This is a genomic window from Streptomyces sp. NPDC033165 (genome assembly GCF_055577965.1).
Window position 1 is genome coordinate 177200 of sequence record NZ_JBVIPK010000001.1, and the last position, 13101, is coordinate 190300.

The 13101-nt window shown below is 73.8% G+C and carries 13 protein-coding genes and 1 pseudogene; 6 read left to right on the forward strand and 8 right to left on the reverse strand.

The genetic code is table 11. The annotated features are described in order from the left end of the window. Positions 1-46: 46 nt before the first annotated feature. Positions 47-649 (reverse strand): annotated as a pseudogene (locus ACZ5WC_RS00825) (VOC family protein); the annotation flags it as partial. A gap of 152 nt (positions 650-801) precedes the next feature. Further along, positions 802-1728, reverse strand: coding sequence for an SDR family oxidoreductase (locus tag ACZ5WC_RS00830; protein WP_468538680.1), 927 nt, complete (start codon positions 1726-1728; stop codon positions 802-804). Positions 1729-1824: 96 nt separating this feature from the next. Here ACZ5WC_RS00830 and ACZ5WC_RS00835 point away from each other — a divergent pair, with 96 nt between their 5' ends. Genes ACZ5WC_RS00835 through ACZ5WC_RS00850 form a run of 4 tightly spaced genes read left to right on the forward strand, consistent with a single transcriptional unit; the run spans position 1825 to position 5371 of the window. Next, a complete protein-coding gene (locus ACZ5WC_RS00835; RefSeq protein WP_468538681.1) occupies positions 1825-2568 on the forward strand; it encodes an enoyl-CoA hydratase family protein in 744 nt (247 codons plus the stop codon). Positions 2569-2571: 3 nt separating this feature from the next. Continuing rightward, complete coding sequence (locus tag ACZ5WC_RS00840; protein WP_468538683.1) at positions 2572-3465, forward strand: CoA transferase subunit A; 894 nt, start codon at positions 2572-2574, stop codon at positions 3463-3465. Next, positions 3462-4217, forward strand: a complete 756-nt coding sequence (locus tag ACZ5WC_RS00845; protein WP_468538684.1) for a CoA-transferase subunit beta — start codon at positions 3462-3464, stop codon at positions 4215-4217. The genes ACZ5WC_RS00840 and ACZ5WC_RS00845 overlap by 4 nt, the downstream gene beginning before the upstream one ends. After that, positions 4217-5371: an NAD(P)H-dependent flavin oxidoreductase gene (locus ACZ5WC_RS00850; protein WP_468538686.1), complete on the forward strand. Its 1155-nt coding sequence runs from the start codon at positions 4217-4219 to the stop codon at positions 5369-5371. The genes ACZ5WC_RS00845 and ACZ5WC_RS00850 overlap by 1 nt, the downstream gene beginning before the upstream one ends. Positions 5372-5464: 93 nt before the next feature. Here the strand turns inward: ACZ5WC_RS00850 and ACZ5WC_RS00855 are convergent, their stop codons facing one another. From ACZ5WC_RS00855 to ACZ5WC_RS00875, 5 genes are all read right to left on the reverse strand, one after another. Further along, positions 5465-7105, reverse strand: coding sequence for a DEAD/DEAH box helicase (locus ACZ5WC_RS00855; protein WP_468538688.1), 1641 nt, complete (start codon positions 7103-7105; stop codon positions 5465-5467). A 185-nt stretch (positions 7106-7290) separates the two neighbouring features. Next, a complete protein-coding gene (locus tag ACZ5WC_RS00860) occupies positions 7291-7494 on the reverse strand; it encodes a cold-shock protein (protein ID WP_003969786.1) in 204 nt (67 codons plus the stop codon). 213 nt (positions 7495-7707) lie between these two features. Further along, entirely contained in the window at positions 7708-8865 is a 1158-nt protein-coding gene (locus ACZ5WC_RS00865; protein ID WP_468538690.1) for an acetyl-CoA C-acetyltransferase, read from the reverse strand. A gap of 41 nt (positions 8866-8906) precedes the next feature. After that, positions 8907-9518 (reverse strand): TetR/AcrR family transcriptional regulator, encoded by a 612-nt coding sequence (locus ACZ5WC_RS00870; RefSeq protein WP_468538691.1) that lies wholly within the window; start codon positions 9516-9518, stop codon positions 8907-8909. Between the two features lie 30 nt (positions 9519-9548). Continuing rightward, the gene (locus ACZ5WC_RS00875) at positions 9549-10331 is read right to left on the reverse strand and encodes an SDR family oxidoreductase (RefSeq protein ID WP_468538692.1); all 783 of its coding nucleotides are present in this window, start codon (positions 10329-10331) and stop codon (positions 9549-9551) included. A gap of 104 nt (positions 10332-10435) precedes the next feature. Between ACZ5WC_RS00875 and ACZ5WC_RS00880 the strand changes: the two genes are divergently transcribed. Together ACZ5WC_RS00880 and ACZ5WC_RS00885 are read left to right on the forward strand one after the other, a co-directional pair. Next, positions 10436-11581, forward strand: coding sequence for an acyl-CoA dehydrogenase family protein (locus ACZ5WC_RS00880; protein ID WP_468538694.1), 1146 nt, complete (start codon positions 10436-10438; stop codon positions 11579-11581). After that, a complete protein-coding gene (locus ACZ5WC_RS00885; protein ID WP_468538695.1) occupies positions 11581-12660 on the forward strand; it encodes an acyl-CoA dehydrogenase family protein in 1080 nt (359 codons plus the stop codon). Before ACZ5WC_RS00880 ends, ACZ5WC_RS00885 begins: the two co-directional genes overlap by 1 nt. On the opposite strand, the gene ACZ5WC_RS00890 is transcribed toward ACZ5WC_RS00885, so the two are convergent. Continuing rightward, positions 12608-13099, reverse strand: coding sequence for a pyridoxamine 5'-phosphate oxidase family protein (locus ACZ5WC_RS00890; protein WP_468538696.1), 492 nt, complete (start codon positions 13097-13099; stop codon positions 12608-12610). The two genes, ACZ5WC_RS00885 and ACZ5WC_RS00890, sit on opposite strands and share 53 nt — an antisense overlap. Positions 13100-13101 lie beyond the last annotated feature (2 nt).

A 13101-nucleotide genomic window follows, 5' to 3' on the forward strand; every position in this document is an offset into this window, starting at 1 on the left:
GCCCCTCCGGGCTCCGCAGCAGCGTCAGGCCTTCGGAGCCGCTGACGAGATCCCCGCCGTGGTCACGGGCCCGGGCGGCGACGGCGTCCGGGTCGTCCACGGCGAGGGCCAGCTCCCACTGCGGTGCGGTGGGGGCGGACGCCTTGCGGAACTCGGCCCGCTCCAGCGGAGCCCCGGTCGTTTCGGCGTAGAAGCGCCGGGCCCGCTCCGGCTGCTCGCAGACCAGGACCATGCGGTGGGGAGCCGCCGCACCTCCTCGGGACGGTCCCGCCCAGTCCGCGGGCCCGGGCCGCTGCCAGAGGGAGAAGGCCGCGCCCACGGGGTCGGTCAGGGTGGCGATCCGGCCCTGGTCGCCCGCGTCGAAGGGCGGCACGAGGACGTGCGCACCGTGCGCGGTCGCCACCTCCGTACGGGCGTCGACGCCGTCGACCGCGAGGTAGTAGGCGACATGGGGAGGGGTCCCCGGCGGGTAAACCGGCCGGGCGAGGTCGCTCAGCCCGCCGATCCGGCGACCGCCCGCGGAGATCTTCACGGCCCGGCGCCGGTCCTGCTCGTCCACGGCGAAGTCCCAGCCCAGCACCGAGGAGAAGAAGACGGCGGTGCCGTCCGGGTCACGGGTCTTGAGGTCCATCCAGCAGAACTCGTTCATCGGGTCGGTGCCGTGTTCCTGTCGTCGTTCCTGCCATCGTTCCTGTCGTCGGGTGCGCTGTGCGCGTGCCCTCTGCTGGATACCGGGTGCCGGAACGCCCGCGCAAGCGGGTTTCCGGTGCAAGCGGGTTTCCGGCGCAGCGCACGGACCGGCTACGGCGCCCCGTACACCGGCTGCGGCCTCTCGGCGTCCGCCAGCAGCCGGCGTACCGTCTCCCCCGCCTCGGCCGGGGTCCTGCGGGCTCCCCGGTCGTCGCCGGGGCCCGGGCGCCAGCCCTCCATGACGGTGATGCGGCCCGCCTCGGCCTCGAAGACGCGGCCGGTGACCCCGTCGCTCGCAGCCGAGCCGAGCCAGACGACGAGGGGCGAGACGTTCCCGGGGGCCATCGCGTCGAACCGCCCCTCCCCCGGGGCCGCCATCGCCCCGGCGAAGGTCTGCTCGGTCATCCGGGTCCGGGCGGCCGGGGCGAGGGCGTTGACGTGGACTCCGTACCGGCCCAGTTCGGCCGCCGCGACGAGGGTGAGGGCCACGATGCCCGCCTTGGCGGCCGCGTAGTTGCCCTGGCCGACGCTGCCGAGGAGTCCGGCGCCGGAGCTGGTGTTGATCACCCGGGCCGTCGGCGTCCGCCCGGCCCTGGCCTCGGCCCGCCAGTGGGCGGCGGCGTGTTTCAGGGGCAGGAAGTGGCCCTTGAGGTGGACCCGCGTCACCGCGTCCCAGTCGTCCTCGTCCAGGTTGACGAGCATCCGGTCGCGCAGGAAGCCCGCGTTGTTGACCAGGGTGTCGAGCCGCCCGAAGGCTTCCAGGGCGGTGGTGACCAGGGAGGCGGCGCCCTCGGTGGTGGCGATGTCGCCGCCGTGGACGACGGCCTCGCCGCCCGCCGCCGCGATCTCCTCGACGACCTCCCGGGCCGGGCCGCCGGAACCCCCGTCCCCGCCCGGGCCGACACCCAGGTCGTTGACGACGACGCGGGCGCCCTCGGCGGCGAAGGCGAGCGCGTGGGCCCGGCCGAGGCCGCGCCCGGCGCCCGTGACGGCGACGACCCGGCCCGCGCAGAGTCCGGCAGCAGAGGGTTCAGTCATCTCATCTCCTGTGGAAGTGGGACCGGTTGGCGGGCGGTGGCGTGACTGCTACCGTCCACCTAACAAATGTTTGGTGGAAAGGTAGCTGATCCTCCGATGACTGTCTCCACCGCGCACCCCGCCCACGGCGTCCGCGTCGTCACCGTCGACCACCCGCCCGTCAACGCGCTTCCCGTACAGGGCTGGTACGACCTGGCCGACGCCGTACGGGCGGCGGGCCGCGATCCAGAGGTGCGCTGCGTCGTCCTGGCCGCCGCCGGGCGCGGCTTCAACGCGGGCGTCGACATCAAGGAGCTGCGGCGCGACCCGGGGCACAGCGCCCTGATCGGCGCCAACCGGGGCTGCGCCGAGGCGTTCGCGGCGGTGTACGCGTGCGAGGTCCCGGTCGTCGCGGCGGTACAGGGCTTCTGCCTGGGCGGCGGCATCGGGCTCGTCGGGAACGCCGACGCGATCGTGGCGAGCGAGGACGCCGCCTTCGGCCTGCCGGAGCTGGACCGGGGCGCGCTCGGCGCCGCGACACACCTGGCCCGGCTGGTCCCGCAGCACCTGATGCGCACGCTGTACTACACCTCGCGCACGGTCACGGCCGCCGAACTCCTCGCCCACGGCTCGGTCTGGCGTGTGGTGCCGACCACTGAACTCCTGGACTGCGCACTGGAGTTGGCAGCGGAGATCGCCGCCAAGGACGGTCATCTGCTGCGCCTGGCCAAGGCCGCCCTCAACGGCATCGACCCCGTCGACGTACAGCGCAGCTACCGCTTCGAGCAGGGATTCACCTTTGAAGCGAACCTCGCCGGGACCGCCGCCCGGGTCCGCGACACCTTCGGCAAGGAGGCCTGAACCATGAGTACGGTGCCCCCGGCGCGCGACAAGACCATGACGCCCGAGGAGGTCGTCGCCCGGCTCAGCAGCGGCATGACGGTCGGCATCGGCGGCTGGGGGTCGCGCCGCAAGCCGATGGCCCTGGTCCGGGCGCTGCTCCGGTCCCCGGTCACCGATCTCACGGTGATCTCCTACGGCGGCCCGGACGTCGGGCTGCTCGCCGCCGCGGGCCGGATCCGCCGGCTGGTCACGGCGTTCGTGACGCTCGACTCGATCCCGCTGGAGCCGCACTACCGGGCCGCCCGGCAGCGCGGGGCCTTCGCGCTGACGGAGATCGACGAGGCGATGTTCATGTGGGGACTGCACGCGGCGGCGAACCGGCTGCCGTTCCTGCCGGTGCGGGCAGGCATCGGATCGGACGTCATGCGGGTCAACCCCGAGCTGCGGACGGTGACGTCACCGTACGAGGACGGCGAGGAGTTCGTCGCGGCGCCCGCCCTGAGGATGGACGCGGCACTGGTCCACCTCAACCGGGCGGACCGCCTCGGCAACGCCCAGTACCTGGGCCCCGACCCGTACTTCGACGATCTGTTCTGCGAGGCCGCCGACACCGCGTTCGTCTCCTGCGAACGCCTCGTCGGCACAGCGGAGCTGACGGGTGACGGCGACCGCTCACCGCAGACCCTGCTGGTGGGACGGCACTCGGTCACAGGGGTCGTGGAGGCGCCGGGCGGGGCGCACTTCACCTCGTGCGCCCCCGACCACCCGCGCGACGAGCCGTTCCAGCGGGCGTACGCGGCCGCGGCGGCGGACCCCGCCGCCTGGGCGGAGTTCAGCGCGCGCTTCCTGCCCCCGGACGGCGACGAGAAGAGCTACCGAGAAGCGGTCCGCACCTGGCACGAGGAGCAGCAGTGAACGCCCCCGCACCCGCCTCCGGGAACCCCACCCGCGCCGAGCACTGCGTGATCGCCTGCGCGGAGGCCTGGCGCGGCGACGGCGAGGTGCTGGCCAGCCCGATGGGCGCGGTGCCGTCCGTCGGCGCACGGCTGGCCCGCCTCACCTTCGCCCCCGAACTGCTGCTCACCGACGGCGAGGCGACGATCGTCGGCCCGGACGGGGCGGCCGAGGGCTGGCTCCCCTACCGCAGGCACCTCACCCTGGTCACCGGAGGGCGGCGGCACGTGATGATGGGCGCGAGCCAGATCGACCGGTTCGGCAACCAGAACATCTCCTGCATCGGCGACTGGGAACAGCCCTCCCGCCAGCTGCTCGGCGTACGCGGCGCCCCCGTCAACACCCTGAACAACCCGGTGAGCTACTGGGTCCCCCGGCACTCCCGGCGGGTCTTCGTCGAACGCGTCGACATGGTCTGCGGAGTCGGCTACGACCGGGCCGCGGCGGCGGGTCCCTCGGCCACCCGTTTCCACCGCATCCCCCGGGTCGTCAGCGATCTCGGGGTCTTCGACTTCGCGACCCCCGACCGCTCGATGCGGCTGGTCTCGGTCCACCCGGGCGTCACGGTGGACCAGGTCCGCGAGGCGACGGCCTTCACACTGACGGTCCCCGACAACGTCCCTCGCACCCGGGACCCCTCCCCCGCCGAACTCCGCCTGATCCGCGAGGTCGTCGACCCCTCGGGCACCCGCGACCGCGAGGTCCGGGCCTGATGCGCACCGCCCTGACCGGCCTCACCGGCGTCCGCCACCCGATCGTCCAGACCGGGATGGGCTGGGTGTCGGGCCCCCGCCTGGTCACCGCGACCGCGCGCGCCGGGGCGCTCGGCATCCTGGCCTCCGCGACCATGTCACCCGAGCAACTGCGTTCCGCCGTACGGGAGGTGAGGTCCCGGACCGACGCCCCGTTCGGGGTGAACCTGCGGGCGGACGCGGGGGACGCGCGGGAGCGGGTGCGGATCATCGTCGAGGAGGGCGTGCGGGTGGCGTCGTTCGCGCTCGCCCCGTCGCGGGAGCTCATCGCGGAGCTGAAGGACGCGGGCGTGGTCGTCGTCCCGTCGGTGGGCGCCCGGCGGCACGCGGAGAAGGTGGCGGCCTGGGGCGCGGACGCGGTGATCGTGCAGGGCGGGGAGGGCGGCGGCCACACGGGAGAGGTCGCCACCACGGTGCTGCTGCCGCAGGTGGCCGACGCGGTGGACATCCCGGTGGTCGCGGCGGGCGGCTTCCACGACGGGCGCGGTCTGGTCGCGGCGCTGGCGTACGGCGCGGCGGGCGTGGCGATGGGGACCCGGTTCCTGCTGACCTCTGACTCGACGGTCCCGGACGCGGTGAAGGCCCGCTATCTGGCGGCCACGGTCAAGGACATCACCCTGACGAGCGCCGTGGACGGGCTCCCGCACCGGATGCTCCGTACGGAGATGGTGGCCGCGCTGGAGGGCGCGGGCCGGCTGCGCTCGCTGTCGCAGGCGGTGCGCCGGGCGTCACGCTTCCGCCGGATCTCCGGGCTGAGCCTGCCTCGCATGGTGCGGGACGGGCTGGCGATGCGGCACGGCAGGGACCTGAGCTGGAGCCAGGTGCTGCTGGCGGCGAACACGCCGATGCTGCTGCGGTCGGCCATGGTGGAGGGCCGGACGGACGTCGGCATCATGGCGTCGGGCCAGGTGGCGGCCCTGATCGAGGATCTGCCGAGCGTGGCGGAGCTGGTGGCCCGGATCATGGCGGAGGCGGACGAGGCCCTGGCTGCCCTGCTCGACCCGTACGCATCGCACCGGCATCCCCCGGACCGGGCGGCCGCCCCCGGCCCGTCCGGCGCTGAGGACACCCCCGTCGCTCCCCCGCCCGACGACCGGGGGGCCGTCGGCGCGTGAGGACACCCGCCGTGCCCGGCGACCGGGCCGGGGCCTTCGGGGCTCCGCCCCGGACCCCGGTCCTCAGTCGCCGGACGGGCCTGGGTCGGCGCGCTACGCGGCCCGACGCCCCCGCGAAGGCGCGCCGGAGCGGCCCGTACCCCGGGACTCCCCACCGGAACGCGCGACGCCGCCGGAACGGCCCGCGCCCCCGCCCTGGGCGCCGCCACCGGCACCACCGGAACCGGAACCGCGCCGTCCCCGCCCCCGGCTCCCGGAGCGCACCGCGCCCCCGCCGGAGCCCGCCGGACCGCCCGAGCGGGTCCGCTGCTTCGGCGGGGTCGGCTGCGGGACCTCGATCACGATCGCGACGCCCGAAGGCTCCCGCGCTCCCGTGATCCGGGACAGCTCGGCATCGCTGGAGGTGACCCGCGTGGTGCGCGGCGCGATGCCCGCGTCCTGCATCAGCCGGGTCATCTCGCGCTTCTCCTCGGGCAGCACGAGCGTGACGACGCTGCCGGACTCCCCGGCGCGCGCCGTGCGCCCGCCGCGGTGGAGGTAGTCCTTGTGGTCGGTCGGCGGGTCCACGTTGACGACCAGGTCCAGGTCGTCGACGTGGATGCCGCGGGCGGCGACGTTCGTCGCGACGAGCGCGGTGACCTGGCCGTTCTTGAACTGGTCCAGGGTCCGGTTGCGCTGCGGCTGGGAACGCCCGCCGTGCAGGGCTGCCGCCCGGACACCGCTGGCGAGCAGCCGCTTGGCGAAGCGGTCGGCGGCGCGCTTGGTGTCGACGAACATGATCACCCGGCCCTCACGGGCGGCGATCTTCGTGGCGACGGCCTTCTTGTCGGTCTCGTCCAGGACGTGGAGCACGTGGTGCTCCATCGTGGTGACCGCACCGGCCGACGGGTCGACGGAGTGCACGACCGGGTCGGTGAGGAACATCTTGACGAGCCGGTCGATGTTCTTGTCGAGGGTCGCGGAGAACAGCATCCGCTGTCCGTCCGCCTCGACCTGCTTGAGCAGCGCGACGACCTGCGGCATGAAGCCCATGTCGGCCATCTGGTCGGCCTCGTCGAGGACGGTGATGGAGACCTCGTCCAGGCGGCAGTCGCCGCGCTCGATGAGGTCCTTGAGCCGGCCGGGGGTGGCGACGAGGACTTCGGCGCCGCGCCGCAGGGTGGCGGACTGCTTGGTGATCGACATGCCGCCGACGACGGTGGCGAGCCGCAGGTTCACGGAGGTCGCGTACGGGGTCAGCGCGTCGGTGACCTGCTGGGCCAGCTCGCGCGTGGGGACGAGGACCATGGCGAGCGGGGCGCGCGGCTCGCTGCGGCGTCCGGCGGTGCGGGCCAGCAGCGCCAGGCCGAAGGCGAGGGTCTTGCCGGAGCCGGTGCGGCCGCGGCCGAGGATGTCCCGGCCGGCCAGCGAGTTCGGCAGGGTCGCGCCCTGGATCGGGAACGGCTCGGTGACGCCCTGCGCGGCGAGGGTCTTCAGCAGCGCGGCGGGCATGTCCAGGTCGGCGAAGGCGCCGACGGACGGCAGTGCGGGAGTCACCGTCTCGGGCAGGGCGAACTCGGCGGGCGGTGCGACGGCGGCCTTGCGGCGGGCCGGGGCCTTGGAGCCCTGGACCTTGGAGCGGGGTGCGCCGCCCCGGCCGTTCGACGGCGACTGGGCTGCCGCGCCCTGGCCGCGGCCTCGGCCACGGGCCGGACGGGAGCGGGGGGTGCGGTCCTGGCGTTCGGAGCTGGTCATACGGAATTGCCCTCCTGGGGGATTCCTGGGCAACTGCCGAATGGGTTTACTGCGATGTGCCGGCCCGGCCGTCCGTGGTGCGCCCCCAGGATGTGCGCACAGAACGGTTTGTTGCTCGGACAGCACAAACCGGGGCCCGCACCTTCACGGTGCGGGCCCCGGTCAGCGAGGTACGCGTCCGGCAATTAGGCCGGGACGATGTTCTCCGCCTGCGGGCCCTTCTGGCCCTGCGTGACGTCGAAGGAGACCTTCTGGCCCTCCTGGAGCTCACGGAAGCCCGAGGTGGCGATGTTGGAGTAGTGGGCGAAGACGTCGGCGCCGCCGCCGTCCTGCTCGATGAAGCCGAAGCCCTTTTCCGAGTTGAACCACTTCACGGTTCCAGTAGCCATGTCATTCTCCTAAAAGAGGTGCAGTGCCGGAAATCCGCACTTTACGGATTCCAAGTCGCCGCATTGAGCCCCATCCGGAGAAAGCCGGAAAACAATAAAGCGCCTGAGGAAGCATTCCCGTCAGGCGCACATAAAGTTCATGGGTACCAAAACTGCAACGGGAAACACCTTAGCACGTCCTCCCCCGCGGCGGTGGATCACACCGCGGGGTCTTCAGAGCCGTTCGACGATGGTGACGTTGGCCTGCCCGCCGCCCTCGCACATGGTCTGGAGGCCGTAGCGGCCGCCGGTGCGTTCCAGTTCGTGCAGGAGTGTCGTCATGAGTCTGGCACCGGTGGCGCCCAGCGGGTGTCCGAGCGCGATGGCGCCGCCGTTGACGTTGACCCGCTCGGGGTCCGCGCCGGTCTCCTTCAGCCAGGCGAGCACGACCGGCGCGAAGGCCTCGTTGATCTCGACGAGGTCGATGGCGTCGATGGTGAGGCCGGTCTTCTTGAGTGCGTGGGCGGTGGCGGGGATCGGGGCCGAGAGCATCCGGATCGGGTCCTCGCCCCGTACGGACAGGTGGTGGATGCGGGCTCGGGGGGTGAGGCCGTGTTCGGCGACGGCCCGCTCCGAGGCGATGAGCAGGGCGGCGGCGCCGTCGGAGACCTGGGAGGAGCAGGCGGCGGTGATGGTGCCGCCCTCCAGGACGGGGCGCAGTCCGGCCATTTTCTCCAGGGTGGTGTCGCGGCGCGGCCCCTCGTCCACGGTGACGTCCCCGTGGGCGACGGTCTCGCGGGCGAAGCGGCCCTCGTCGATGGCGCGGACCGCGCGCCGGTGGGAGGTGAGCGCGAACTCCTCCATGTCCCGGCGGCTGATGCCCCACTTCTCGGCGATGAGCTGGGCGCCGTGGAACTGGTTGACGGGGGCGTCGCCGTAGCGGGCGCGCCAGCCCTCGCTGCCCGCGTAGGGCCCCTGGCTGAGGCCGAGGGGTTCGGCGGCCTGGCGGGAGGCGAACGCGATGGGGATCTGGGTCATGTTCTGGGTGCCGCCCGCGACGACGAGGTCCTGGGTGCCGGAGAGGACGCCCTGGGCGGCGAAGTGGACGGCCTGCTGGGAGGAGCCGCACTGCCGGTCGATGGTGACGCCGGGGACCTCCTCGGGCAGCCCGGCGGCGAGCCATGACGTTCGGGCGATGTCCCCGGCCTGCGGCCCGACGGCGTCCAGGCAGCCGAGGACGACGTCCTCCACGGCCGCCGGGTCGACGGCCGCGCGGGCGATCAGCTCCTTGAGCACGTGCGCGCCGAGGTCGGCGGGGTGGACGGCCCCGAGGCCTCCGCCGCGCCGCCCGACGGGGGTGCGTACCGCTTCGACGATGTAGGCCTCGGCCATGGCTGCTGCTCCTCGATGCGCTCGGGGTGAACGGGCGGGGGTTATGTACGCGGGGCGATCCCGTCGAGCACCATCGAGAGGTACTGGCGGGCGATCTCCTCGGGGCTGTGGTGTCCGCCGGGCCGGTACCAGGAGGCCGCGACCCAGACGGTGTCGCGGACGAAGCGGTAGGTGAGGCGGATGTCGAGGTCGTCGCGGAAGACGCCTTCGGCGACACCGCGTTCCAGGGTGGAGAGCCAGGCCTTCTCGAACCTGGCCTGCGAGTCGGCGAGGTAGGCGAAGCGCGGCTGGGTGGCGAGGTGCTTGGACTCCTTCTGGTAGATCGCGACGGCGGGGCGGTGCCGGTCGATCTCCCGGAAGGACTCGGTGACCAGGGCCTCGATGGTCTCGCGGGGGCCGAGCCCCGCCGCCAGGACCGCGTCGTAGCCCTGCCAGAGCTCGTCGAGGAAGGTGGCGAGGATCTCGTCGAGCATCGACTCCTTGGAGTCGAAGTGGTAGTAGAGGCTGCCCGCGAGCATGCCCGCCTCGTCCGCGATGCGGCGCACCGTGGTGGCGTTGTATCCCTGGGCGGCGAAGACCTCGGCGGCGGTGGCGAGCAGTTCGCGGCGCCGCTCGGGCGTGGGGGTCACCTGGGGCTTCTTCTTGGTAGGCACCCGGCCATTGTCCGCCCGCCACGGCTTTCCTCACGCATGCTGGCTGCTGACGGGGACGACCTCGCCGGTCATGTACGAGGAGTAGCCGCTGGCGAGGAAGACGATCACGTTGGCGACCTCCCAGGGTTCCGCGTACCGGCCGAAGGCCTCCTTCCCGGTGAGTTCGGCGAGGAGTCCGGCGGAGGTGACCTTGGCCAGGTGGGGGTGCATGGCGAGACTGGGGGCGACGGCGTTGACGCGGACCCCGTAGTCGGCGGCTTCGACGGCGGCGCAGCGGGTGAGGGCCATGACGCCCGCCTTGGCGGCGGCGTAGTGGGCCTGGCCGCGCTGGGCGCGCCAGCCGACGACGGAGGCGTTGTTGACGACGGCTCCCCCTCTCCCGGCGGCCTTGAGGGAGCGGAGGGCGGCGCGGGTGCAGCGGAAGGTGCCGTTCAGGGTGACGTCGAGGATCTTCGTCCACTGGTCGTCGGTCATCTCGGTGAGCTCGGCGGTGCCGCCGAGTCCCGCGTTGTTGACGACGACGTCGAGGCCGCCGTGGACGCGTTCGGCGTGGGCGAAGAGGGCTCCGACCTGGTCCTCGTCGGTGACGTCGCAGGTCAGGGCGGAGACGTGGTCGGTGCCGAACTCCTCGGCGAGGGCGTGCACGCTCTCCTTCAGCCGTCGGGCGTGGGCGTCGCTGATCACCACGCGGGCGCCCTCCTCCAGGAAGCGGCGGGCGGTCGCACCGCCGATCCCGGCTCCGGCGGCCGCGGTGACGACGGCGGTGCGGCCCGTCAGCAGTCCGTGTCCCGGCAGGTACTGCGGTGCGCTCATGGCCTCTCCCCGCGACTCCTCGACGGTGCCTGGGCCGTAGGTTAACCTACCAAACACTTGTTAGGGAACAGTCGGCGGTGTGGCACGCGGAAGGCGGGCGCGTCATGGATCTGGCGCAGACAGCACGGACCGAAGCGCTGCGGGCCGAGGCCCGGGCCTGGCTGCGGGACCACGTGCCCGCCCGGCCGCTGCCGTCCCTGGAGACGGAGGAGGGCTTCGCCGCGCACCGGGAGTGGGAGGCGCTGCTGCACACGGGCCGGTGGTCGGCGGTCTCCTGGCCCGAGGAGTACGGGGGCCGGGGCGCTGATCTCTTCGGCTGGCTGGCGTTCGAGGAGGAGTACTGGGCGGCGGACGCGCCCGGCCGGGTCTCGCAGAACGGCGTGAGCCTCCTCGCCCCGACGCTCCTGGCCCACGGCACGGCGGAGCAGCGGGCCCGGGTGCTCCCCCCGATGGCGGGCGGCGAGGTGGTCTGGGCGCAGGCCTGGTCGGAGCCGGAGGCCGGGTCGGACCTGGCGGCGCTGCGGTCGCGGGCGGTGCGCACGGAGGGCGGCTGGCTGCTGTCGGGGCAGAAGACCTGGTCCTCGCGGGCGGCGTTCGCGGACCGGGCGTTCGGGATCTTCCGTACGGACCCGGGGGCGGCAAGACCGCATCAGGGGCTCACGTACCTGATGTTCGGGCTGCGGGACCCCGGGGTCACGGTGCGTCCCATCGGCCGGCTCGACGGGAAGCCCGCGTTCGCCGAGATCTTCCTGGACGAGGTGTTCGTACCGGACGAGGACGTCATCGGGGAGCCGGGGCAGGGGTGGCGCATCGCCATGTCGGCCACCGGCGACGAGCGCGGCCTCACCCTGCGCTCCCCCGGCCGCTTCCTGGCCGCCGCCGAACGGCTGGCCGAGCTGTGGCGGCAGGCGGGCGACCCGGCGGACACGGCGGTACGCGACCGGGTGGCGGACGCGGTGATCGGGGCACGGGCCTACCGGCTGTTCACGGCCGCATCCGCGTCCCGGTTCGCGGCGGGGGCGGCCCTCGGCCCGGAGTCCAGCCTGAACAAGGTGTTCTGGTCGACGTACGACATCGCGCTGCACGAGACGGCGCTCGACCTGCTGGGCCCGGACGCGCAGGCGGCGGACGGAGAGTGGGCGCAGGGGTACGTCTTCGCGCTGGCGGGGCCCCTCTACGCCGGGACGAACGAGATCCAGCGCGACATCATCGCCGAGCGGCTGCTCGGCCTGCCGAAGGGACGGCGCTGATGCGTTTCCTCCTGGACGACGAGCAGCGGGAGTTCGCGCGTTCGCTGGACGCGCTGCTGACGGCGGCGGACACATCGTCGGCCGTACGCGCGTGGGCCGCCGGGGACCACGGTCCGGGGCTCGCCCTGTGGCGGCGGCTGGCGGATGCGGGGGTGTTCGGCCTGGCGGTCCCGGAGGCGTACGGGGGTGCGGGCCCGCTCCCCGTGGAGACGGCCGTCGCCTGCGTGGAGCTGGGTCGGCACGCGGTGGCGGGCCCGGTGGCGGAGAGCGTGGCGGCGGGGGTGCTGCTGGGCGGGGTGGGCGGCCCGGCGGCCGAGGAGTGGCTGCCGGGGATCGTGTCCGGTACGGCGGTGGTGTCGCTGGTCCTGGAGGGGTACGGGCCGTACGCGCTGGACGGGGACGCGGCGGACGCGGTGTTCACGGTGACCGGCGACGCACTGCGGCTCGCACCGGGACCGGGCGCGAGCACCCCCTCCATGGACCCGGCGCGGCGGCGCTCCCGCCCGGTGGCGGGCGGCGAGGTGCTGGCCGCCGGGGCGGGGGTGGCCCGGGCGGCGCGGGCGGCGGGCGACTGGGCCGCGTTCGCGACGGCGGCGCAGGCGCTGGGCTGCGGGGAGGCGCTGCTGCGGGCGACGGTGGCGTATGTGAAGCAGCGCACCCAGTTCGGGGTGCCCGTCGGCTCCTTCCAGGCCGTCAAGCACCGCCTCGCGGACACCCTGCTCGGCCTGGAGTTCGCGCGCCCGCTGCTGTACGGGGCGGCGGTGGAGCTGGCCGAGGGGGCGCCCGGGGCCGGGGCGGCGGTCGCGGCGGCGAAGGTGGCGGCGGGCGAGGCGGGGTACGCGGCGGCGCGCACCGCGCTGCAACTGCACGGCGCGGTGGGGTACACCGAGGAGCTGGACCTCGCGTGGTGGCTGCGCCGGGCCCGGCCGCTGCGCGACGCGTGGGGGACGCCCTCGGAGTGCCGGGCCCGGGTGCTGGCGGGGTGGGTGTCCCCCGAGCCGGGGACACCTCGGCCGCCGGGCGTCGTCACTTCCGGCGTACCGTGCGCAGCGGCTGCCCCGGCCGCCAGGACTGGATGACCAGGGAGTCGCCGTCGAGGCCGGTACGGACCACCTCGGTCAGCTCGGTACGGAAGAGGTGGAACGGTTCGGGCGGGGTGGCCTCCTCGATGAAGCGGGAGATGACCGCCGGGTCGGTGATCTCCACGGCCCGGCCGCTGACGCGGACGTCGCCGTCCTTCATCTCGGCGTCGGGGCCCGGGTTGGCGTGGAGCGCGAAGCGCGGGTCGCGACGCAGGTCCAGGGCCTTGCGGGAGTCCGGCATCATGCCGAGCAGCAGCTCGTCGAAGCGGAAGTCGGCCTCCAGGCCGGTGACGCGGGGCGAGCCGTCCTTCCGCAGGGTGGCCAGGACATGGTGCTTGTAGAGCCGGAAGCGGCTGCGGACGGTGTCGGCGAACTCGGGTTCGGCGGCGGCGAAGCCACCCCAGGAGTCAGGTGAGGAAGACGTCATGTGCGTCATCG